The organism is Actinocrinis sp. (genome assembly GCF_035653575.1).
In the GTDB taxonomy this organism is placed as follows: domain Bacteria; phylum Actinomycetota; class Actinomycetes; order Streptomycetales; family Catenulisporaceae; genus Actinocrinis.
Genome location: NZ_DASRBQ010000111.1, coordinates 76,592 through 98,855, shown reverse-complemented (window position 1 = coordinate 98,855; position 22,264 = coordinate 76,592). Strand labels below are relative to the sequence as shown.

Genomic DNA, 22,264 nt, shown 5'->3' with positions numbered 1-22,264 from the left:
CTGGTGCCCCCACCCCGACCCGCCCCCTCGGCCGAACCGCAGCATCCTCAGTTCAGCGTAGCGAAGCATGACCTCACAGGACACGGGCATACGGGCGGGAAGTTCAGGTGCCCGTGGAGGGTGAGGCCCGTGGGTGGTTGGATCGCACGACTGCTGGCCGCGGTGGACCGCTTCCAGCAGCGGCACGCCGTGCTGGCGTTCCCCATCGCCGTCTGGCGCAAGTTCGGCGACGACCAGGCCGGGAACCTGGCCGCGCTGATCGCCTACTACGCCTTCGTCTCGGTCTTCCCGATGCTGCTGGTGCTGGTGACCGTGCTCGGCTTCGTGCTCGCGGGCAATCCGCAGCTGCAGCAGGACGTGCTCAACTCGGCGCTCACCGAGTTCCCGGTCATCGGCCCGCAGCTGCGCGACAACATCCACTCCCTCGGGACCGGCAGCGGCGAGCTGAGCATCGGCCTGGTCGGCACCTTCCTCGGCGCGCGCGGCGTGGCCTCCGCGGTGCAGAACGCGATGAACCAGGTCTGGGCGGTGCCGCGCAGGGCCAGGCCCGGCTTCCCGGTCTCCTGGGTGCGCAGCTTCGCGCTGATCGGCGTGATCGGTCTCGGCGTGCTGGTGACGACCGCGTTGTCCGGCATCAGCGCCTGGGGCGGCCACGAGTTCGGGCCGTGGAGCCGGGTCGGCATCGTCGCGCTCTCCCTCGCCCTGAACATCGGGCTGTTCTGGCTCGGACTGCGCGTGGCCACGGCCGCGCAGATCACCTGGCGTGAGCTGCGGCTCGGCGCAATCATCTCGGCGATCATCTGGCAAACGCTGCAGTACCTCGGCGGGTACTTCGTAACGCACGAACTTCGGCACTCCTCCTCGCTCTACGGCATCTTCGGGCTGGTGCTCGGCTTGCTCGCGTGGCTGTATCTCCAGGCGCAGCTGACCATCTACGCGGCGGAGATCGACGTCGTGCGCACGCGCCGGCTGTGGCCGCGCAGCCTCTTCCCGCCGCCGCTGACCGACAAGGACCGGGCCGCGTACCGGGCATACGCGCAGGCCGAGCAGCGGCTGCCGGAGATCCACATCGAGACCCGCTTCGGCGCCCCGGACGCGGATGCGCGATCCGACACAAAGTCCTGCTTCGACGCCGAGTGCGCGGACCCCGGCGACGCCGAGGCCTCGGCGAAGAGCGACGGGCAGGCCCAACACGCAGGTCAACCACGGGCAGGTCAAACAGAGCGCCGGACCGGCTGAAGCCCGCCCCGACTAACGACTAACTGAACCGGGTCACCAGCCTGCGGTAAATGCCCGGCGAGGCTCCGCGGAGACGGCGCGGCAGCCCGGCCCAGCGCGGGATGCTGACCTCGTCGCGGCCGCGCAGCATGGCGCGCACCACCGCGTTGGCCGCCCGTGACGCGGGGATCGGGCGCGGACGCGTGTGCTGGTACGGAATTCCGCGGTGCTCGAAGAAGGCGGTGTCCACCGGGCCGAGCGCCACTTGCGTGACCTTGACGCCGCTTCCGGTCAGCTCGAAGCGCAGGCTCTCGGCGAAAGCGGCCAGTCCCGCGTTGGCTGCCGCGTAGACCGCCTCGTAGGCGAGCGGCGCTTGCCCGATCATCGAGCCGATCAGCACGATGTTGCCGCGGCGACGCGCGATCATCTGCGGCAGCAACTGTCGCACCAGGCGCATCGCGGCGGTCAGGTCCACCGAGAGCACTTGGTCGATGCTCGGTATCGGCATCGTGTCGAACGGCCCGCACCAGCCGATGCCCGCCGCGGCCACCAGCAGGTCCACCCGGCCGGCGGTGTGCAGCGCGAGCCTGGCCAGCCGCTCGCTGCCGCCCGGCGCGGCAAGGTCGACCGGCAGAACGACGCCGTTGGTGCCGCGGGCGGCTCGGCGCAGCCGCACCCGGTCGCGGCCGCTGAGCAGCAGTCTCAAGTCCTCCTCTTCGGAAAGGCGGTGTGCGATAGCTTCTCCGATTCCGGAGGAGGCGCCGGTCAACAGCGCGACGCGGGTTGCCTGGTGCGGTTGCTCGGACAGCGTCACCGGTCTTGGTTTCCTCCGGGTCGGCGAAACCGGGAGCGTTGTCGGCGCGGGCACGACTGCGACCGTAGAAGAATCAGTGGCGGTAGAAGCTGACGATGCCGCTGCCACAGCCGCGGCAGGAACAGGTGTGCGTGACGCGGTTGTTTTAGCGTGCTGGGGCATAGGTGCGTCTCCGACTCAGCGAGGTGGCGCATTACTAGCCGGAGTCGGCGGCGTTGAAACCTGTGAAGTAGCACGGTCGTCCAACCGTGCCGCCGCGCGGCCGACCGCGCCGCTGGTGGCGGCGGCTGACTTGGTATCAGATCCGGCGGACCAATTGGTCGGCGAGTGATGGCCCAATCAAACCAATCACTCACTGTTCACGCGCGGACGAGGCGCCGTAGCAGATCGCTGGCCTGCGCGGATGCACGCGGCTACGTGGTATGTACCAGCCTGCGGTCCAATGCGTCCATTACCGGCCGGCACTAGCGTGGCGCCATGTGCACGGCCAGTTCCCAGCCGAGCTGCGAGAGCGACGAGTCCCGCGTGGCCTCGCCGTACGCGAAGAAGCGCGCCGAAACGATGGTCCTGTTCCGGCATCTCAAGGACCTGTCTCCGGAGGATCCGGAAAGGGAACGGCTGCGCACCCAGCTGATTGAGGATCACATGCGGTACGCGCGGCACATCGCGCTGCGCTACGGAGGTCACGGGGAGCTGGCCGAGGACTTCGTGCAGGTGGCGTACCTGGCGCTGGTCAAGGCGGTGGACAACTTCGATCCGGAGCGTGGTACCGGATTCCTGGGCTACGCGACCCCGGTCATCCTCGGCGAGATCAAGAAATACTTCCGCGACGCCACCTGGGATGTACACGTTCCGCGCGCCATGCAGGAGCTGACGCAGTCGGTGCGCGCCGCGGCGGATCAGTTCACCCGCGAACGCAGCCGCTCGCCGAAGGTCGCGGAACTGGCCGAGCGGCTCGGCGTTACCTCGGAGCTTGTCGCCGAGGCGCTGGTCGCGGCCGGGGTGTACAGCATCGCCTCGCTCGACCGGCCGACCCGCAGCGAGTCGGCCGACGCCACGCTCGGCGACTTCGTCGGGGCCGAGGACCCGAGGCTCGACTCGGTGATCGACCGCACTGCCGTCAAACCCTTGATCGCCGCGCTCGACGACCGCGACCGGGAGATCCTGAAGATGCGGTACTTCCAGGAAATGACCCAGCGCGAGATCGGGGCGCGGCTGGGGTACTCCCAGATGCACGTCTCGCGGTTGCTGGCGGCGATATTCGCCCGGCTGCGCGGCGCGCTGAGTTGATCCGCGACTCGGCCTAAGCGGGTCGCCGTAGCCGAGGCGGCGGCGACCGGCCGGGGAGCACCAGACCGATCACCGCCGCGCCGCGGCCGGCCCCGCGCCGGGTCACCGTCGGATTCTCACCCCGTCACCGGTTGCTCTTGGTCGAGCTGATGTCGCCGAGCGCCGACTCGGGATCGCGCTCGATGGCCAGGTCGCCGAGCGAGACGATGCCGACCGCCCGGCCGTTCTCCAGCACCGGCACCCGCCGCACCGAGTGCTCGCGCATCATCCGCGCGACCTGGTCCACCTCGTCGTCGGGGGAGACGCTGACCAGTTCGGGGCTGCACGCCTCCTTGACGCTGTGCCGGTCCGGGTCGCCGCCTTCGCACAGCACCCGCACGACCAGGTCGCGGTCGGTGACCAGGCCGCGGACCTTGTCGCCCTCGGCGACCAGTACGGCGCCGATGTCCTCGTCGCGCATCCGCCGCGCCACCTCCGCCACCGAAGTGCCGGGATCGACGCTGACGGGCGCGGTGGTCATGATCTCCCGCACCTGCTGGGCCATGAGACCTCCTCTTGCTGATTCGCCGCCGGGCCGCGTGGCGGCGCCGGACCGCAGGCCGTCTGACGCCTGCTCGCCGCCCCTGCTACCCGCCCGGCCGTGAACTGCACGGCCGCCGCGCCAGATTTGCCCCGTTCGGCCGTGAGGCCGGCCTTGACCTGCCCCGCTCGTCGGCAATGCCCCCTTGGCCCCAGTTTGCTGGCCGCCGCTGCGGGTAAGGCCGGGCACCCGCAAAAGCTGGAGGGCGTGTGGATACCCGGGGTGTGTTCGGCCGCGTCTTCGGCATGGAGTCGTGGATCGCCATCGGCGTCTTCGTCGTGGTCAGCGGGGTGGTGGCGTTCACCTCCTACTGGTTCAGGGCCCGGCCGGGCCGGGAGCCGTCCAAGCGCTCGAAGGCGAACAAGGTGGAGCTCGGGTATGCCGCCGTGCTGCTCGGCTTCGCGATCTTCCTCGCCGTCGACACGGCCGGGGCCAACGGCCAGGAGCAGCAGCCGGTGGCCGCCGCGAGCGCGCCGCTGAAGGTCAACGTCCTGGCCCTGCAGTGGAGCTGGCAGTTCAGCTACCCCGACCAGCACATCACGGTGCCGCCCACCCAGATCGGCGGCCGCCCGGTGTTCGTGGTGCCGGCGGGACGCGACATCGACATCGCGCTCACCTCGAAGGACGTGGTGCACGAGTTCTGGATCCCGGACCTGAAGTACAAGATCGAGGCCTTCCCGAACCACGTCAACGACTTCTCCCTGCACGTGGCCAAGCCCGGCGAGTGGATCGGCCGCTGCGCGGTGTACTGCGGCCAGTTCCACTACCAGATGGAGTTCCTGCTCAAGGCGGTCACCTCGCAGCAGTTCGCGGCGTGGAGCAGCGCGCATCAGGGCACTGTCGTATGAAAAGCGACCGTATGAAGAGCGACCGCAGGAAGAGCGACCGGATGCGAAGCCGCGCGGCCGGGGCGGCGAACGGGCCTGTCCGGTGAGTGTGGTCGAGACCCGTCCCGGGCCCACCGCCGCGCACGGCGGCCTCACCGGCTGGCTGAGCAGCACCGACCACAAGCGCATCGGCCTGCTGACCGTCGGCACCGCGCTGGTGATCTTCTTCCTCATGGGGCTGCTCGCACTGACCATGCGCTCGCAGCTGGCGCAGCCGGACCAGAGCATCGTCTCCTCCTCGCTCTACGACCAGCTGTTCACCATCCACGGCTCCGGGATGATCTACCTGGCGATCACCCCGTTTGCGCTCGGCTTCGGCGTGTACCTGGTGCCGTTGCAGGTCGGTGCCCCGACGATCGCGGCCCCGCGGCTGACCGCCTTCGGCTACTGGCTTTACGTCGTCGGCGCGGTGGTGATGTTCTCCGGATTCGGCGCCGCGGGCGGCGCCGCGTCGGACGGCTGGTCCGCATACGTGCCCTTATCCAGTAGCGAATTCACCCCGGGCGTGGGCATGGACGTGTGGATCGTCGGGGTCTACATGTCCACGGTCGGGATGATGGCGCAGGGCGGCACGGTGCTGTGGACCGCGCTGGCGAAACGTGGTCAGGGCATGACGCTGCGGCGGATGCCGGTCTTCACCTGGTCGATGGTGGCCACCTGCCTCATGGTGCTGACCGCGTTCCCGGACCTGCTGCTGGCGCTTAGCGAGATCGTGGTCGGGCGGATCGATCCCTCGGTGTTTCACTCCAACACCTGGGTGATCGGGTACCAACACCTGTTCTGGTTCTACGGCCATCCCGTGGTCTACGTGATGTTCTTCCCCTTCGTCGGGGCGGTCGCGGAGGTGGTGGCGACCTTCTCGCGGCGGCGGCTGTTCGGCTACGAGGGCGTGGTGCTCTCGCTGCTGCTGTTCGCGGCACTGTCGATGAGCGTGTGGGGGCACCACATGTTCACCACCGGCCAGATCGTCAACGACTACTACTCGCTCACCTCCTTCCTGCTGATCGTCCCGGCCGGGCTCGAGTACTTCGCGATCATCGGCACCCTGATCGGCGGACGGCTGGTGTTCAAGACCCCGCTGCTGTTCGCCCTCGCCTTCCTGGTCCAGTTCCTGATCGGCGGCCTGACCGGGATCATGGTCGGCACGCCGGTGATCGACTATCAGGTGCACGACAGCTACTTCCTCATCGCGCACTTCCACTACACGCTCTTCGGCGGCAGCGTGGCCGGCCTGTTCGCAGGGTTCTACTACTGGTTCCCGAAGGCCATCGGCGTCAGGCTCGGCGAGCGGCTCGGCTTCTGGCACTGGCTGCTCTACGTCGTCGGCACGAACGCCACCTTCCTGCCGATGTTCTGGCTCGGCTACGAGGGCATGCCGCGACGCGTCTCCACCTACCGCGCCTCGGACGGCTTCACCACGGCGAACCTGATCTCCAGCATCGGCGCCGGGATCCTGGCGATCGCGATGTGGCTGTTCCTGATGAACGTGATCTTCTCGCTGCGGGCCAAGAAGCGCGCCGGATCCGATCCCTGGCAGGGGCAGACCCTGGAGTGGGCGACCAGCTCGCCGCCGCCGCGCTACAACTTCGCCGGCCCAGTGCCTCCGGTGACCGGCTACGCCCCGCTGTTCGACGCCCGGCACCAGGCGGCGTGGGACGGCGCTGTGCACAACGACGGCGCTGTGCACGACGACGGCGCTGTGCAGGACGACGGCGCAGTGCACGCCACCGGTTCGGTCGGCTCGGAAGCGGAAGCCTGAGAGGGGCGCGCGACATGGCGAAACGCGTCAAGGCCGAATCCCCGCCGCGGTCCACCGCCGCCCGCCTGGCCGACGCCGCCGACCAGCGGCTCGGCATCGCCAAGGCCAAGTCGCTGATCCGCAAGGCGTTTCCGGACCACTGGTCCTTCCTGCTCGGCGAGATGGCCCTGTACAGCTTCGTCATCCTGGTCATCACCGGCATCTGGCTGACCATGTTCTTCCGGCCCAGCGAGAGCGAGACCGTATATCACGGCTCGTATGCCGCGCTGGACGGCCTGCGGATGTCCGAGGCGTACGAGTCGACCCTCAACATCAGCTTCGACATCCGCGGCGGCCTGCTGATCCGGCAGATCCATCACTGGGCCGCGCTGCTCTTCGTCGCCTCGATCTGCATCCACATGCTGCGGATCTTCTTCACCGGGGCGTTCCGCAAGCCGCGCGAGATCAACTGGCTCATCGGGGTCACCCTCTTCATCCTCGCGATCGCCGAGGGCTTCGCGGGCTACTCGCTGCCCGACGACCTGCTCTCCGGCACCGGGCTGCGCACCTTCGAGGGCATCGTGCTCTCGATCCCGATCGTCGGGACCTACCTGTCCTTCTTCATCTTCGGCGGCCAGTTCCCCGGCACCATCTTCATCACCCGGCTGTTCACCGCGCACATCCTGCTGATCCCCGGCCTGCTCATCGGGCTGATCAGCGTCCATCTGCTGCTGATCTTCTACCAGAAGCACACGCAGTACCCGGCCCCCGGCCACCGGAACATGAACGTGGTCGGCCGCCCGATGATCCCGACCTACGCCGCGAAGAGCGCAGGACTGTTCGCCATGACCTTCGGCCTGCTCTCCTTCTTCGCCGCGTTCGTGCAGATCAACCCGATCTGGCTGTACGGGCCCTACGATCCATCGCAGGCCACGTACGGATCGCAGCCGGACTGGTACCTCGGCTTCTTGGAGGGCTCGCTGCGGCTGATGCCCAACTGGACGACCAACTTCCTCGGGCACACCATCGTCTGGAACGTGTTCCTCCCGGCGGCTTTCATGCCACTGGTGTTGTTCCTCCTGCTCTACCTATATCCGTTCCTTGAGCAGTGGGTGACCGGAAACCGCAAGGAGCAGCACCTGCTCGACCGGCCGCGCGACCAGCCGACCCGCACCGCGATCGGTGCCGCGGGCATCACCTTCTACGTGGTGCTCACCTTCGCCGGCGCCGACGACATCCACACGATGATCTTCCGGCTCTCCATCATTCATCTGGTATGGGCGCTGCGGATCGCGGTGTGGGGGCTGCCGATCCTCGTGTTCTTCATCACCCGGCGAGTCTGCCTGGAACTGCAGCGCTCCGACTGGCGCGACGTGTTGTTCGGCCAGGATGTCGGCGTGGTGGAGCAGCTGCCGGACGGCAGCTATCGCGCCCCGCTCGCGCAGCTCGACGCCGGCGAGCGCTACAAGGTCACCTCGCACGACGACGGGCCGGTCAACCCGCCGACGCCCAGCGACTTGAAGCCACGGCACTGGGTGCTGTGGACCGTGCGCCGCTCGCTGGTGGTCTGGGACCGCAATCACCGGGTGCGGAAGCCGACGCCGATGGAGTACAACGTCGCGCACCGCGGCCTCTGGGGCTACCAGCGCCGACACGGCTCCAAAGCCGGCCGGGCCGCCGGTTCAGCCGATGACGAGCGACGCGAGGAGCTGCAGAAGTGAGTCCGGCGCGGTGCTCATGAAATTGTTTGGCCAGCGCACGCGCTTGCAGCCATCGAGTTCGACCATCGTGCCGGGTCCGTCCACGGAGACGAAACGGGTCGCCTTGGCGGTGCAGGTGGGGGCCGGCGTTCCGGTCCCGCTCGCGTCATCGAAGGCCTTTACGACAGCGGTCTGCTGGGCCGGGGTGAGCTTGGCGCCATGCGTGAACGAACCGATCGCGATGTAGTCCTTGAACGTCGACGGATCGACGGCGTACACGCACACAACCGTCGGCGGCGGGCTCATCGGATGACGCACCTTGCTCCACGGCTCGGGTGTGTCGGAAACCGGGTATTCGAACAAGTACTTGTACGAGGCCGAGCATCCGGTGTCGATTTCTGCCTGCGTGCGCGTCTGATGCAGCCGCTGCTCGGTCTCCGTGCGCCAGGGAAGAGCATCGACCGCCTTCGTGACCTGCTGCAACGGGAACCCGCACACATCGTGCGGTAACAGAGGGCTGACTATATTGCCTTTTGCGTCGACCAGCGCGAACGGCGGCATCGCCATACCCATAGCCGGACAGGCGATCAACGCACCCGGAGCCGCCGTCTGGGACGGAAGCCTGAGCGCCGCGACCAGCTGCGCCATTCCGGAATCAGCGCGCTGAGCGTCGGCGAACTGCCACTCCCCGTCTCCGGGCACCGTGCGGATCGGGAATTCGCAGCGTACGGCCGCGACCGGACGGAAGTCCGGCGGCAGCGCCACCTGCTTGGTTCCGGCGCGCAGCTTGGCGATCGCGGGATCAGTAGACGTAGACGGACAGGTGCTGCCAGGCTGCATTATTAGCGGGTCGCCGACTCCGGAATCCGCACGAGGCGATGAACCGACCGCCTGCCCGGTCTGCGCGTTGCTCTGTGACGCAGCCGTCGAACTCGCGCAGGCGGCGGTGAGGCCGAGGATAAGCACTGCCGCGGACGCCGCTGCCGCTCGCGATCGAGCGCTGCGCCTCGTCCACGCCTTGAGTCGGGTATAAACCGGATTGTCCGCGGTTCTCGACAATGTGTGACCCCGCATGTCGCTCATGCCCACCCGTCCCGTTCAACTGAGTCCCGCCTTCCGGGACCGTCGCGCTTTGGACGGAGCGGATCGTGTCCCGGTTCCGTCGTGCGTGCCGCGAGTGCGGCGGACCGGACCTGCGCGGTGCCCTACGGCTGCCGCAACGAGGCGAGCAAAGCCAGGACCCGCTGCCAGGCGGCCTGCTGAGCCGCGGCATCCCCCTTTCGGGTGCCGCCGAACTCAAGGGTGTATCCGGAGTCCGGATAGGTGTAGCTCGTCGAGGACGGAACGTCGACACCCGCGTCGATCCCGTGACCGGCGTCAGGGTAGATCAGCGCCTTATGCGGATACGGATTGCGATCGTCGTCGAGTTCCATGGAGATCTGCGTCGCCGACTGCGGTGAGTTCCACACCGCGTCATCGGCTCCTGCGATGGGAAGCACGGGCCCAGATATGTGGTCCACGGGGATGGACATCCCGGCCGCCAGGGCGACGCCATGCAAGGTCCACGCGATGCTCACGCCGTCCGGGAAAGACGGGTTGACCTGGGCGGTCGGTGCGTACAGGATCGCCCCGTGGATCAGGTCGGGGAAGTTCTGCGCCAGCAGCAGCGCCGCCTCGGCGCCGCGCGAAGCTCCCAGGGCCAGCACGTGCCGCGGGTCAACCTCGGGCTGCCTGGCCAACAGGCGGGCGGCGTCGGCGAAGTAATCCAGCGGGATGTTCGTCAAGGTGCTGGGCAGGCCGGGTTCGCCGAAGTACGCGAGCGAGAGCGCCGGGTATCCCTCGGAGGCGAGGACCGCTGCCGTGTACCGCTCGCTCTCGCCGCCTTCCGAGCCGCCGAACAGCAGCACCGCGGGACGGCGCACGGCTCCGGCTGATGGCGTAGGCAGATACAGGTCGCCATACATGCCGTCCGCCGGGACTGTCAGGGTTCGATGCGTGACTCCTGGGGCCATCCAAAGGCGGGTGAGCGTCGCGCGCGTCACGCTTCCGGCTTCGTCGCGGACGGCGAGGTTGATCGGAAAGCTCGGCTCGGCCTCGGGATGCGCCGTCAGGAAGAAGAAGGACGGTGAGCCGCCCGCGGCCGAGCCCGGATTCATCGACCACACCAGGCCCATCGCGTCGACGCCGGTGTAGCTGCCGCTCGTCGGCGCCTGTTTCGCCAGGTCGACTGTTCCGGAGGAGTCGGCGGTGAACGCGGCCCGCGCCTGCCAGAGCTTGCCGGCGTAGTCGTGGGCTGATGACGTGATCGTGGCTTGGGAGCCCGGCGGAAGGCCGGTGATCCGGATGTGCACGGTCTGATACGCCGAGGCGACCGGAACGTCGATCGCGATGCGTTCGCCGGCCGGCGCCGGAGCGGCTTTGCCCGGTGCGGCCGCTATGCCGCCGACTGTCGCACCGACGACGGCGAGCACCCCGATCGTGCAACGCGCCAGATCGCCGCGCATCGCGTTCACCCCGCTTCCTCGCCCACTCCTATGAGGTTCCATACCCAACCTTAAGAACTGGTCTAGACCCTTGACGGTGCCTCGGCCGCCGCGCTTCACTGAGGCCGATCCGACCTGCCACCCACCAGCTGAGCACCTATCAGACGTCGCGGCGCCGGCGCCTCTCGCAGTCCCCGACCACGCCAGGCCTGACCGCCCACCCCGCGGATCCGGCCGGCCCGGACCGAAGAAGGCGCGAACGACAGTGAACCTCCTCACGGCGACACTCCGCCACCGGCGTGCGCGTTACTGGATCGCCGCGACCGCGGCGGCCGCCGCGGGCGCCGGGGCCGTCGCACTCGTCCCGCTGAGCGCAGCGAACGCGGCCGGAACGACGACCGCCGCGTCCCTGCCCGCCTGCCCGTTCTGGGCCGCCGGCATCACCCCGCCGGCCCGTTCCGTCACCCCCTGGACCCCGCCGCTGCAGACCGCGCAGGCGGCGAACTTCACCTCCCGCCCCGCCGCGCCGACACTGACCGGCAGCCTCGTGAACGGCCAGGTGACCATCACCATCGCCAAGGTGCCGAACGCGGTCGCGTACAAGGTGTGGCGCGACGGCGTGGACATCGGCTACGTCAGCTACTGGGGACAGACCACGCCGCTGACGGTCACCGACACCGCGCCGTGCCAGAACGCTTATTACGACGTGGTGGCGATGTACGACACCAGCGGCAGCGACGCGTCGATGGGACAGCTCTCCCAGCCCTACTGGCTCGGCTCGGACGGCACCATCGCGACCGGGGCGGGCAGCGTCCCGGTCGGCACGAAGATCAACATGCTGGTGACCTCGTACAACGACGTCGGCCAGACCGCCTCCGGCTACAACGCACAGCTCGGCGGCTGCGCGACCGACCCGCGGGTTATCCCGTGGGGCACCTACTTCAACATCCCCGGATATGGCGACTGTGTCGCGATCGACATCGGCACCTGGATCCAGAACGACACCGTGGACGTGTGGCTGCCCGGCACCCAGGCGAACGGCTGGGGTGTGCAGAACCGGACGCTCACGGTGATCGCGAACCCGTACGGAGGCACCCCGCCGGGCGGCACACCCTCCGCGTCAGCGTCAGCGTCGGCCTCGGCCGGCGCCTCGCCCTCCGCCTCGCCGAGCTCGTCCCCGAGCAAGTCGCCCTCGCCGAGCGCTTCCCCGACGCCCTCGTCCGGGAGCGGCGGCTGCGCGCCGGCCTGGAACCCGAGCACCTCTTACGTGCCGGGCGACAAGGTCTCGTATCAGGGAACGAATTACACCGCGACGTACTACTCGACCGGCGCGGTGCCCGGCGCCGCGACCTCATGGGCGGTCTGGTCCAGCAACGGAGCCTGCTAGCCGCCCGAACCGGATCGGTCCCGGGCGTGGAGGCCCATGGTCGCGGCCTCCACGCCCGGGACGCTATGGCGTCCAGTCATTCCTTCCGCGTGTCGGCCGTCCTGGCGCGGGCCTCGGCCCGCCGCTCCGCACCCGAGGGCTCCACGTCGCCGGGTGCGTCCCCCGACGCCCGGCCGACGAACTCGCCCGAGGGGGTGGTTCCGGTGGTGGAGTTCTGGTCCGGGAATCGCTCGTCCGGTTCCCCGCCCTGGTCGCGTGACGAGGCCACCGCCGGGTCCATCGGCACGTCCGTCTCTGGCTTCTTGCGCCGGAAGAGTCCCATCAGCTGCTCCAGGTGGTTGCGCGGGATGGTTGATCACGTCTACCCCCGCCCGAATCGTTCATGTGCCCGGACCAGGCGCGGCTCCCGCCCGGGAGCCAGCGGATCGGTGATGCCCGCGGCCTCGGGATGCTGAGTCGTTGCTAAGAATGGGGCCCGGGCGTGATTGCGACGCCGCCGCCGGGTCATGCTGGGGCGCCGTGTCGATTTCACCCTGCGCCGATTCCAAGTCATGGCGGGCCGTGCCAGTGGGCTCGCCATGAGCATTCCTTACGCGCTCGCCGCCGCGTGCTTCCTCGGGCTCGGCTTCGTGGCGCAGCAGCATGCCGCGTACCGTGAGCCGCTGGAACGGGTGATGCACTTCTCGCTGCTGCTGAGCCTGGCCAGGAAACCGCTGTGGCTCGGCGGAATCGCGGCCATGGTCTGCGGCCAGCTGCTCGGCGCCATCGCGCTCGGACACGGCGACATCGCCAAGGTCGAGCCGATCCTGGCCACCAGCCTGATCTTCGCCCTGGCGATCGCACACGGCCTGTACCGGGAGCGGCTCAGCCGCCGGGAGTGGACGGGCGCGGTGCTGGCCAGCGGGGGCGTCGCCGTCTTCCTGCTGGCAGGCAGCCCGGCGGGCGGACGCGACCCGGCCGGGCTTTCCCCGCGCTGGCTGGCCGCCGCCGTCGCGGTCGCCGCCGCCGGGCTGCTGGCGTGGGCGGCCAAACGGCTGGGCCTGGGCGTAGGGGCGGTCCTGCTCGCGGGCGCGGGCGGGATCCTCTTCGGCGTGCAGGACTCGCTCACCCGCGCCTGGCTGCTCACCGCCCGTTCCGGCGTTCTGCGCAGCATCGCGCACTGGCAGCCGTACGCACTGGTCGCGGCGGCCATCATCGGGCTGTTGCTGACGCAGAGCGCCTTCGACGCGGCGCCGCTGCACGTCTCCCTGCCGGCCGGAGTGCTCGCTGAACCGCTGACCGGCATCGCCCTGGGCGTCGCGGTCTTCCGCGAACGGCTGCGCGACACCCCGCTGGCGCTGACCGGCGAGGCCGCCGCCCTGGTCGCGGTAGCGGTCGGGATGGTTTTGGTAAGCCGTTCCAAGGCGCTCGGCTCACGACACGGGCTGCACAGGTCACGGCCCTACGCGCACGGCTGCCAGGACGAAGAAGCCTCGTGACGCGGCCAGTGTTCCTCAGCCCGTCGGCGCTGTGTTGCGTTTGCATGCCGCAGCCTGGCGCGGGTAGCAAGGACTGTGCTGTAACGGCACGTCCCGACACAAGTGGCGGTTGGGAGGACCGATGACGACCGACGGCGGTGCCAGGCAGCTGGCCATGAAGTTCGCACAGGTGTCGCGCACCATGCTCGATCAGCCGTCGGTCGAACGTACTCTTCAGGGGGTCGTGCAGCTGGCCGCGCGCACGGTGCACGGGGCAATGTGGGCCGGCGTCACCGTCGTCACCAGGGACAAGCGGCTGACCACCCGTGCCTACAGCGACGAACTGGTGCTCAAGGTGGACCAGGCCCAATCCAGGCTGCACGAGGGACCGTGCCTGTCCGCCGGCGAGTTGTCGCACCTGGCGGTGTTCCGGATCGACGACATGGCCACGGAACGACGCTGGCCGCGCTTCGCCGAAGCGGCCGCCCGCCTCGGAATCGGCAGCATGATCGCGTGCAGCCTGCCCTCCGAGCACGGCGGCGCCTCCGCCCTGAACCTGCACGCCGCGGCGCCTGCCGCGTTCGACGAAGCCGCGGTGGAGATGGCGTCGATCTACGCCGCCCACTCCTCCGCCGCGCTGAATCAAGCCTCGCTGATCGCCTCGCTGCGTACCGCGATGATCAGCCGGCAGGTGATCGGCGAGGCCACTGGGATTCTGATGGAGCGTCACCGGGTGAACTCGCGGCGGGCTTTCGGAATGCTCACGCAGGCTTCGCAACGCCTCAACGTCAAGCTGCGCCACGTCGCCGAATACGTCGTGCGTACCGGGCTTGACCCGAACGAGGTCCGCCGCGAGGACCTGCCGCCGCAGTAGCCCCGGTAGCCGCTTCCGCCGCGCTTGGCACCCTTTCCGGCGCGCCCTCAGCCGCTCTCCCCGACCACGCGCCGGGGTGTCGCGGTCGAATATTCGAGCACTTCCTCCAGTGGCAGCGTGCGGCGCACTACCGCCCGCGCCACGTCGGTGATCCGGGTCCGCCGGGCCTGTGCGTACGCGCGCAGTGCTTCGCCGGCCTCGGCGATCTCGATTCCGCCGAACTGGGCCAGCGCGCCCTTCGCCTGCTCGATCGCCACCTTGTTGGTGATGGTCGCCTGGAGCCTGGCGATGATGTCCTCCGGCCGGGTCTGCGGCGAGGGCCAGCGCAGCATCGCCATCGCGGCGACATCGGCGAGCGCCTGGACGAGGTACACGTCCTCGTCGGTCGACGGCTGCGGCGGGGCGTAGAACAGGTTGACCGCGCCGATCACGTTCTCGTGCAGCCGCAACGGCACGGCGGCGATCGCGCCGAATCCGGCCTCGCGCACGGCCGGAACCAGTTCCGGCCACTGCTCCTCGCGGGTCGCCACCGGCACCGCGATCACCGGCTCGCCGGTGCCGTAGCACTCGACGCACGGTCCCTTGCCGATCTGCAGCTGGAACAGATCGAGGAATGCGGCGCGTTCCTGCGAGGCCGCCACGACGCGCAACCGGCCGCGCCCGTCGGACATCATCACCCCGGCCGCACTCGCGCCGCTGAGCGCGACACAGTGGGCGGCCAGCCGCTCGAACAGGTCGACCACGTCGAAGTTCTCGCCGAGCGTGTCCGCCAAGCCCACGAACGCGTCGCTCAGCTTCTGATCCCGGCCCATGCCCACCTCCTCATCCCGCTCACTGCGGCGCCACCCGGGGCCTCAACCCGAGCGCCTCGGCTAGCCCTCATCGCCCCCGCCGAACAGAATCCTGCGCTCGACGACGTCGCGAGCGAGAGCGGGAAGCGATATTCCGTTGGCGAACGCCCGCGCCCGCAGCATCAGCAGCGCCTCCTCCGCCCCGACGTCGCACTGGATCATCACCATTCCGGTCGCCTGATGTACCTCGTCGTGGTCCGACTCGCCGCCGAGCCAGTCCATGTCGCCGTTGCCCTCGATGTACTCAGTCTCTCCCCGCCCGGCATAGAGGCGAAGGACCCCGAGCGTGGCCGCGTCCGCGATAAGCAGCGCGGCCGCCGTCTCGGTCTCGGACAGCGTTCCGGGGCTGTCGCGATACAAGTCGAGCGTCCCGGCCGCGATGGCCCCGATGCCCAGGGGAAAGGCGAACACCGCCTCGGCGCCGGTTTCCAGCGCCCGCAGCGCGAACACCGGCCACCGTCGCGCGTCCTCGCCCTTGGTCAAGTCCGCGGCGAAGACAGGTGCGCCGATCGAGAAGGCGTGCAGGCCGGGCCCGTCGCCCAGGGTGTACTGGACCTCAGCCAGTTGCCTGGCCACCTCGTCGGAGGAGCACAGCAGGCGCCGCGCCGCGGCCTGAGCCATCAACGAGATGGACGCGCCGGTGACCGGGAGCAGTTCGGTGCAGAGCGCACAAAGGCGCGCCGGGATTTCATCCGGTGGGACGCCGCGGATACTCGCCAGTACCGACCGTGCCACGTTCGCTGGGTCGCTGGGTTGCTGGCCTGTCAGGTCAGCCCACCTCCGCCCGTCGTCGAACACTCGCTGATCATTTCACGCAGCAACGGTCAAGCCCCGCACTTTCGGTAACCCGGCGCGGCTGTCGCTAAACCGGGCGGCGAGATGGCGAATGCCCGTGGACGGCCATGCCAACCGTTAGATCCGGGTACGACCGGGTACCGCGCGTTCATGGCAGATTCGGAGCAGTCTCGGGAGACTATCCCGCCGCAGAACGAGACCGCCCCGAGCGGCCCGCGCACCCCGCTCGACCTCGGCGAGACGGGATGGCGCAAAACGCTCGTGCGCGGTGCGAAGAAGTTCTCCCGCGACCGGTGCAGCATGACCGCCGGAAGCCTGGCCTACCACTGGTTCCTGGCGCTCTTCCCGGCGCTGATCGCGGTGCTCGGCATCACCAGCCTGCTGCGTCTCGGCGCTGGGACAATCAAGCACCTGGTCGACGGGCTGAATACGGCGCTGCCGCCAGGGGCGTCCGGAGTGTTCGCCGACGCGGTCAACTCGGCCACCTCCCGCTCCTCGGCCGCTTCGCTCACCGCGCTGATCATCGGCGTCGTGGTGGCGTTATGGAGCGCGTCCGCCGGCATGGCGGCGTTGCAGACCGGCCTGAACATCGCCTACGAGGTTCCCCAGGACCGTAAGTTCGTGGCCACGCGGCTGCGCTCCTTCCCGCTGATGGCGGTGACCGCGCTGCTCGGCGGAGTCGCCGCGGTGCTGCTGGTGTTCGGTGCGCCGCTCGGCCACGCGATCGAAGGGCACGTGGGCGTCGCCGGGTCCGCGTTCGTGGTGGTGTGGACCATCGTGCGGTGGGTCGCGACGCTCATCGTGGTGTCGCTGCTGTTCTCGGTGTATTACTTCTACGCGCCGAACCGGCCCTCGCCGCGCTGGCAGTGGGTCAGTCCCGGCGGCCTGGTCGGCACCGCGATCTTCCTGCTGGCCTCGCTCGGATTCTCGTTCTACGTGGCCAAGTTCGGCTCGTACGGCAAGACGTACGGGGCGTTCGCCGGGGTCGTGATCCTCATCTTCTGGCTGTATTTGGCCGCGATCGCCGTGCTCATCGGAGCGGAGATCAACGCCGAGGCGGAGCGCGAAGCGGCGGTGCAGAGCGGTGACCCGCAGGCCCGGGCCGGCGCGGCGGAAGTGGATCGCCAAGCCGGCTGAGCGCCTCGGGCTGGATGGTGGCGAAAGGTTCCGCTCAGCCGCACGGCGAGGAGTACAGGATCCCGGACGCGGTCGCCGCCGCCGCCTTCGTGGACGGCACGGTCGCGCTCACTTTGACCTTGGCCGCCACCTGCTTCATGGTGCCCCATGCGCACGGCATCGCCTGGAAGTTGTCGCTCAACGTGTACTCGTGCTGTCCGGAGAAAGTGAAGTGGTCGGTGCGTGAAGTCGGTCCGTTGGGGCCGTTCTCGGTGATGGTCACGGCCACGTTCACAGTCGCGGTCCCGCTGGTGCGTGTGTCCACGACGACGGTGGCCGTACCGGACGACGCCGCCGTGAAGGTGAGGCTGGTGATGGACAGCGACGTGACGGCGGTGACCGGCGGCGGCGAGGTCGCTGCGGACGCGGGGACGATGCCCTGAGACGGCGTGTTCGACGGGCTCGGGCTGGCTGAAGGGCTGGCCGCGCCCGGCACCGCGCTGGCCGCGGGCGCCTGCGCCCCGGTTTCGACGGCGAGCGAAGGGGGCGGTGGAATCTTCGGCGCGGACCGGGAGAAAGTTCCGCTGATCAACGCGATGCCGAGGACTAACACCGCTATCGGTACACCTATGGCCACCACCCGCAGCGACCAGGTGGCCAGCACGCCGCGCCGGACCGCGCGTTTCCCGGTGCCCTTGGGCAGCACGCCCCAGGCCTCGCGAGGTATGCCGCCGGTCCTCGTCGCCGCGGTTGTCAGAATCGGAGCCTGCGGTGCTTCGCTGTGCAGCGCGGGGGAGCGGGTGATCAGCGCGGTGGGGCGGCGGCGATGCTCCCGTGCGCCCCGATCGATATGCATTGCCCGCGGCTTATGCAGAGTTCGTGCACACAGGGCGAGGCGTTCGTGTCCGCGATCGCGCCACCCGGCACCGAAGGCCTGGGCCGCGGCCTCCAGCTCCGCCAGCATTTCCGCCGCGACGCCACCCTGCTCCCAGCGCTCCACCGGTGCGTGGCGCGACTCGGCCAGCGCCGTATAAATATTCTGCGCTATCCCGTGCAGTTTCTCCGCGCCGTGATGCTGGGGCGCGGCGTCCCGGCCGGAGACCCGGCCGGAGGTGAGGCAGAGCGCGAACAATTCCGGCACCGCGGCCAGGTCGAACGCTATCGCGGCGCCGAGGTCGTCGATGCCGGACCCACTGGTCCGTGGGCGTACGGCAAGTCCCGCGCCGACGACGACGCATTCCCCGGTGCGCCCGACGATGATTTCGGTCGGTTCGAGCCGGCGATGTGCGACGCCGCGCCGGTGTAAGGCGTCGAGTGCGACCAGCACGTCGCTGGCCACGGTCGCCGCGGCCTGCGCGTCGAGGCCGCGCCCACCCCGCGCGCGGGTGAGCAGCTCGGAGAGCGGCACTCCGGGAAAGTGCCGGCGCACCGTCGCCACGATGCGCCCGCCGGCGTCCATGATGTAGCTGAGCGGTTCGGCGACCCGGGGCTCGCCGAGGGCCGCCATCGCCGCGCATTCGGCGCGATAAGCCTGCTGAAATCCGGGATCGAGGACGAGTTCGTCGGGCAGGCAGTGCATCACCGACAGCACGCCGCGCTCATCCCGCACGACCACGAGCCCGCCGGCGCTCGGCGCGGCCGCCGCGGTCTGATGCGGCGGACGGCCGGAATCGTTTCCGGTACCTATCACGTGCGGAGTCGCGCCATTGCCCACGGTTACCTCCCCAGAGCGCGTGCCATAGCATCGTCTTTACAGCTGGCGATGTCTAGTATTTCGCACGCATTCACTCGATCGGGTGGCGCGCATGAACATTATGGCGTCTGCGTATGAGCGTTAACCAGGAAATTCGCGAACTCGTGATCTGGGCGGCATAGGCACAGGTGGGCGCCGATGTCAGAAGTCGCATTCGGGGTCGGCGCGGGGGTTTTCCGTGATCAAGGTATAGACCATTGTTGGAAAAAGTTCGGTCGCCGCGGCGCATGTCGGCTTCGCCGCGGTAGTGAACTTAACCGGTATTTTCGGCTCACCTCTTCAGCCGCAGCGCCAGCGCCAGCCCCAGTCCGAGGCCGAGCGCCGGCGCGGGATCGTCGGGCCGCCGGAAATCCGGCAGGTCGTCGTGGAGCCGCACGGCTTTTGCGGTTTCCCCGGCAGCCCGACTTATGACAGTAAACTTATTCCGCTCCGGCTCGGCGGCCGCGAGGGGAGTGTATTCCCGTTCCCCAACCATCCCCGTCGGCCTTCTCAGTCGTCCGACTCGAAACAGCCGTCCACGGCCAGGATGGCCAGCCGCTTGGTGGCCCGGGTGAGCGCGACGTACAGGTCGTTGTCGCCGCGTGGCGGATCGGCGGCGATCGCGTCAGGGTCAACGACGAGTACGGTATCGAACTCCAGCCCCTTCGCCTGCCGGACGGTCAGCACCACGGTCCGGCGTTCGAGGTCGGGGTCCGGGCCGAACGCCGCGTCCGGAACCGCGGCCCGCACGGCCTCGGCGAGCCGCGCGGCGTGCCGCGTCGGCACGATCACCGCGAGCCTGCCCTCGCCGACCGCCGCCGCCTCGCCCGCCGCGACCTCGCCGAGCCTAGCCGGCAGCTGGGCGGCCGGCACCGACTCGCGCCACGGTTCGACCCCTGATTCACGCACGGAACGCGGCGGTTCGAGCGCCGGGTCGATCCGCGCCAGCACCTTCGCCGCGACCGCCATCACCTCCGCCGGAGTGCGGTAGTTGACGGTCAGTCGGGCCAGCCGCCAGCGGTCGCCGACATAGGGTTCCAGCACCGCGCCCCACGAGTCGGTGCCCGCCGGATCCCCGGTCTGCGCCACGTCCCCGACGACCGTCATCGACCGGCTCGGGCACCGGCGCATCAACAGCCGCCAGGCCATCGCGGAAAGCTCCTGCGCCTCGTCGACGATGACGTGCCCGAAGGTCCAGGTGCGGTCGGCGGCGGCCCGATCGGCGACGGAGAGGTAGCCGCGGTAGTCCTGTTCGTCGGCGAGCTGTTCCGCGGTCACGAAGTCCGTCACCGTCACCAGGTCGTCCTTGCGGTCCTCGAGGTCCGGAAGGGCCGAACCGGAGAGGATGTCGAGCACGCCCTGGGCGTAGGCGACCTGCCGCTCCCGTCGGCGGCGCTCCTCCTCCTCGGCCTGCTCGTCCGACTCGCCCAGCAATTCGGCGGCCTCGTCGAGCAGCGGCACGTCGGCCACGGACCAGCCCGCCCCGCTTCCCTCGGCCGCGCTCTCCTCGGCCGCGCTCTCCTCGGGTCCGATCTCGCGGTGCAACGCGGCCTGCTCTTCGGGCGTGAGCAGTCCAGCCGCCGCCTCTGCCAACAGGTCGCGATCGGCGAACAGCTCGGTGAGCAGCCGCTGCGGCGTGAGTTCCGGCCACAGCCAGTCCAGCGCGGCTTGCACGGCCGGTTCCTCGGGCAGACCGCGCCGGATCTCCTCGGCGTCGCGGCGGTTGAGCAGCTCCTCCTCCAGCGGGGCCTCACCGACGTCCCCGATCTGCCGCAGATCCCGCTCGATCTCCGCGACCAGTTCGCGGGTCAGCTCCCCGAACGGATCCTCGTTCAGCCGCCGCGTCACCTGCTCGGCCAGCGCGTCGAGGAACCTGGCGACGAACGTCGGCCTGGCCAGGTTGTGCGGCTCCAGCGTCCGGCGGGCCTGCTCTCGCGCCTCGGCGCAGGTCTCGCGGCTGACCCGGTAGGTCACATGGTCGATCTCGACTTCCAGCTCCTTCTCCGGCACGCGCTGGCGGGCGCGCACGGCCGCGGCCAGCAGGTCCGCCATGACCGCGCGGCCCTTGATCTCCACGGTCCGGGCCGGCTCCACGGTTTCGGCCACGACGCCCGGGAACAGCTCGCCGAGCGTGCGCAAGACCGCGCTGGTCTCGCCGAGCGAGGGCAGCACGTGCGAGATATATCGCAGGAAGGTCGGGTTCGGCCCGACGATCAGCACGCCGCGCCGGGCCAGCCGCTCGCGGTGGGTGTAGAGCAGGTAGGCGGCGCGGTGCAGTGCGACCGCGGTCTTCCCGGTGCCCGGGCCGCCCTGCACGACCAGGACGCCGGGCAGGTCGGCGCGGATCGCGTAGTCCTGTTCCGCCTGGATCGTCTCGACGACATCGCGCATCCGGCCCGTCCGGTTCGCGGTGACCGCGGAGAGCAAGGCCCCCTCGCCAACGAGACCATCGGCCGCACCTGCCGCGTCGCGGTGGCCGTCCAAGGCGTCGAGATCGAGCACATCGTCGTCGAGGCCTGTGACGGTGCGCTGCCGGGTCTTGATGTGGCGGCGCCGCCGGACGCCGAGCGGGGCCGCGGCGGTCGCGATGTAGAACGGCCGGGCCGCGGGCGCGCGCCAGTCGATCAGCAGCGGCTCGTAGTCGTCGCTCTCGTCGCGGATGCCGAGCCTGCCGACGTAGCGCCGTTCGCCCGGGCCGGTCTCCCCGTCGCCGGCGAAGTCGAAGTCGAGCCGGCCGAAGCACAGCCCGTTCTCGGCGGCGTCGAGCTGAACGAGCCGTTCCGCGTGGTCGGAGGCGGCGACGTCGCGCTCCGTGCGGCTCTGCGGCGTGCCGCCTTCCTGCCGCAGCACCTGCGCGAATCGGGCCGCGGTGCGCCCGCGCAAGGCGTCGAGCCGGTCGTAGAGCATGGTCACGTACTCCTGCTCGCGGGCGATTTCGGCGGATCCGCTTGACAAGACGCCTCCCAGGTCCCTACTGTATGAAGCAGCCGGAGCACCGGCTTATTTTGGGCTGCGCGCAAATATGCGCGGTTGGCCACTTTAGCGCAGCGCGCGCGAGCTTTACAACCCCAGTCTTTGAAAACGCCGGAGCTCGGCACCTTCACGGTGCCGAGCTCCGGTTGTCTACCGCTGTCTATCGCGTCCTGCCGAAGCGCTAGCAGGCTCCGTTGTCGGTCCAGACGTTCTGCGCGTTGTTGCCGGGGATATCGCCCTGGGTCCACCACTTCGCGGTCCAGGTGTGACCGTTGTAGGAGACCACCGCGCCACCGTTGTACGCGGTCGTGGACACCCACGCCGGGGCCGAGCAGGTGCCGCCTCCGGTGGTGCTCGACGCGGACGGGC

18 protein-coding genes and 1 pseudogene are annotated in these 22,264 nt (G+C 69.5%); 9 read left to right on the top strand and 10 right to left on the bottom strand.

The window, feature by feature from the left end:
- The first annotated feature begins 129 nt into the window (after nucleotides 1-129).
- The gene (locus VFA06_RS15840; protein WP_324841333.1) at nucleotides 130-1,239 is read left to right on the top strand and encodes a YihY/virulence factor BrkB family protein; all 1,110 of its coding nucleotides are present in this window, start codon (nucleotides 130-132) and stop codon (nucleotides 1,237-1,239) included.
- A 19-nt stretch (nucleotides 1,240-1,258) separates the two neighbouring features.
- Here VFA06_RS15840 and VFA06_RS15835 read toward each other — a convergent pair whose 3' ends face one another.
- Nucleotides 1,259-2,032: an SDR family NAD(P)-dependent oxidoreductase gene (locus tag VFA06_RS15835; protein WP_324841332.1), complete on the bottom strand. Its 774-nt coding sequence runs from the start codon at nucleotides 2,030-2,032 to the stop codon at nucleotides 1,259-1,261.
- A 477-nt stretch (nucleotides 2,033-2,509) separates the two neighbouring features.
- Between VFA06_RS15835 and VFA06_RS15830 the strand changes: the two genes are divergently transcribed.
- Nucleotides 2,510-3,322 carry a SigB/SigF/SigG family RNA polymerase sigma factor gene (locus VFA06_RS15830; protein WP_324841331.1) on the top strand — a complete coding sequence of 271 codons (813 nt, stop codon included), beginning with the start codon at nucleotides 2,510-2,512 and terminating at the stop codon, nucleotides 3,320-3,322.
- Nucleotides 3,323-3,446: 124 nt separating this feature from the next.
- Here VFA06_RS15830 and VFA06_RS15825 read toward each other — a convergent pair whose 3' ends face one another.
- Nucleotides 3,447-3,866 (bottom strand): CBS domain-containing protein, encoded by a 420-nt coding sequence (locus tag VFA06_RS15825; protein ID WP_324841330.1) that lies wholly within the window; start codon nucleotides 3,864-3,866, stop codon nucleotides 3,447-3,449.
- Nucleotides 3,867-4,111: 245 nt separating this feature from the next.
- Here VFA06_RS15825 and VFA06_RS15820 point away from each other — a divergent pair, with 245 nt between their 5' ends.
- The 3 genes from VFA06_RS15820 to VFA06_RS15810 all read left to right on the top strand — a co-directional run bounded on the left by VFA06_RS15820 (nucleotide 4,112) and on the right by VFA06_RS15810 (nucleotide 8,248).
- Entirely contained in the window at nucleotides 4,112-4,750 is a 639-nt protein-coding gene (locus tag VFA06_RS15820; RefSeq protein ID WP_324841329.1) for a cytochrome c oxidase subunit II, read from the top strand.
- Between the two features lie 82 nt (nucleotides 4,751-4,832).
- Nucleotides 4,833-6,548: a cytochrome c oxidase subunit I gene (locus VFA06_RS15815; protein ID WP_324841328.1), complete on the top strand. Its 1,716-nt coding sequence runs from the start codon at nucleotides 4,833-4,835 to the stop codon at nucleotides 6,546-6,548.
- Nucleotides 6,549-6,562: 14 nt separating this feature from the next.
- Entirely contained in the window at nucleotides 6,563-8,248 is a 1,686-nt protein-coding gene (locus VFA06_RS15810) for a ubiquinol-cytochrome c reductase cytochrome b subunit (RefSeq protein ID WP_324841327.1), read from the top strand.
- Here VFA06_RS15810 and VFA06_RS15805 read toward each other — a convergent pair.
- Complete coding sequence (locus tag VFA06_RS15805; RefSeq protein WP_324841326.1) at nucleotides 8,210-9,067, bottom strand: hypothetical protein; 858 nt, start codon at nucleotides 9,065-9,067, stop codon at nucleotides 8,210-8,212. The two genes, VFA06_RS15810 and VFA06_RS15805, sit on opposite strands and share 39 nt — an antisense overlap.
- Nucleotides 9,068-9,432: 365 nt before the next feature.
- Nucleotides 9,433-10,731, bottom strand: a complete 1,299-nt coding sequence (locus tag VFA06_RS15800) for an acyl-CoA thioesterase/bile acid-CoA:amino acid N-acyltransferase family protein (RefSeq protein WP_324841361.1) — start codon at nucleotides 10,729-10,731, stop codon at nucleotides 9,433-9,435.
- A 244-nt stretch (nucleotides 10,732-10,975) separates the two neighbouring features.
- Here VFA06_RS15800 and VFA06_RS15795 point away from each other — a divergent pair, with 244 nt between their 5' ends.
- Nucleotides 10,976-12,097, top strand: coding sequence for a 3D domain-containing protein (locus tag VFA06_RS15795; RefSeq protein WP_324841325.1), 1,122 nt, complete (start codon nucleotides 10,976-10,978; stop codon nucleotides 12,095-12,097).
- Between the two features lie 76 nt (nucleotides 12,098-12,173).
- On the opposite strand, the gene VFA06_RS15790 is transcribed toward VFA06_RS15795, so the two are convergent.
- On the bottom strand, nucleotides 12,174-12,419 hold the full coding sequence (locus VFA06_RS15790; protein WP_324841324.1) for a hypothetical protein: 246 nt from the start codon (nucleotides 12,417-12,419) through the stop codon (nucleotides 12,174-12,176).
- Nucleotides 12,420-12,675: 256 nt separating this feature from the next.
- Here VFA06_RS15790 and VFA06_RS15785 point away from each other — a divergent pair, with 256 nt between their 5' ends.
- Together VFA06_RS15785 and VFA06_RS15780 are read left to right on the top strand one after the other, a co-directional pair.
- Complete coding sequence (locus tag VFA06_RS15785; protein WP_324841323.1) at nucleotides 12,676-13,575, top strand: DMT family transporter; 900 nt, start codon at nucleotides 12,676-12,678, stop codon at nucleotides 13,573-13,575.
- Between the two features lie 121 nt (nucleotides 13,576-13,696).
- A complete protein-coding gene (locus tag VFA06_RS15780) occupies nucleotides 13,697-14,428 on the top strand; it encodes an ANTAR domain-containing protein (protein WP_324841322.1) in 732 nt (243 codons plus the stop codon).
- Between the two features lie 47 nt (nucleotides 14,429-14,475).
- Here the strand turns inward: VFA06_RS15780 and VFA06_RS15775 are convergent, their stop codons facing one another.
- Together VFA06_RS15775 and VFA06_RS15770 are read right to left on the bottom strand one after the other, a co-directional pair.
- Nucleotides 14,476-15,240 carry a GAF and ANTAR domain-containing protein gene (locus VFA06_RS15775; protein WP_324841321.1) on the bottom strand — a complete coding sequence of 255 codons (765 nt, stop codon included), beginning with the start codon at nucleotides 15,238-15,240 and terminating at the stop codon, nucleotides 14,476-14,478.
- Nucleotides 15,241-15,300: 60 nt separating this feature from the next.
- Complete coding sequence (locus VFA06_RS15770; RefSeq protein ID WP_324841320.1) at nucleotides 15,301-16,014, bottom strand: ANTAR domain-containing protein; 714 nt, start codon at nucleotides 16,012-16,014, stop codon at nucleotides 15,301-15,303.
- A 210-nt stretch (nucleotides 16,015-16,224) separates the two neighbouring features.
- On the opposite strand from VFA06_RS15770, the gene VFA06_RS15765 reads away from it, so the two are divergent.
- Nucleotides 16,225-17,211: a YihY/virulence factor BrkB family protein gene (locus VFA06_RS15765; RefSeq protein WP_324841319.1), complete on the top strand. Its 987-nt coding sequence runs from the start codon at nucleotides 16,225-16,227 to the stop codon at nucleotides 17,209-17,211.
- Between the two features lie 34 nt (nucleotides 17,212-17,245).
- Here the strand turns inward: VFA06_RS15765 and VFA06_RS15760 are convergent, their stop codons facing one another.
- The 3 genes and pseudogenes from VFA06_RS15760 to VFA06_RS26095 all read right to left on the bottom strand — a co-directional run.
- Nucleotides 17,246-18,904, bottom strand: a complete 1,659-nt coding sequence (locus tag VFA06_RS15760; protein ID WP_324841318.1) for a hypothetical protein — start codon at nucleotides 18,902-18,904, stop codon at nucleotides 17,246-17,248.
- 528 nt (nucleotides 18,905-19,432) lie between these two features.
- Nucleotides 19,433-21,829: a HelD family protein gene (locus VFA06_RS15755; RefSeq protein WP_349260202.1), complete on the bottom strand. Its 2,397-nt coding sequence runs from the start codon at nucleotides 21,827-21,829 to the stop codon at nucleotides 19,433-19,435.
- 247 nt (nucleotides 21,830-22,076) lie between these two features.
- Nucleotides 22,077-22,205 (bottom strand): annotated as a pseudogene (locus tag VFA06_RS26095) (carbohydrate-binding protein); the annotation flags it as partial.
- Nucleotides 22,206-22,264 lie beyond the last annotated feature (59 nt).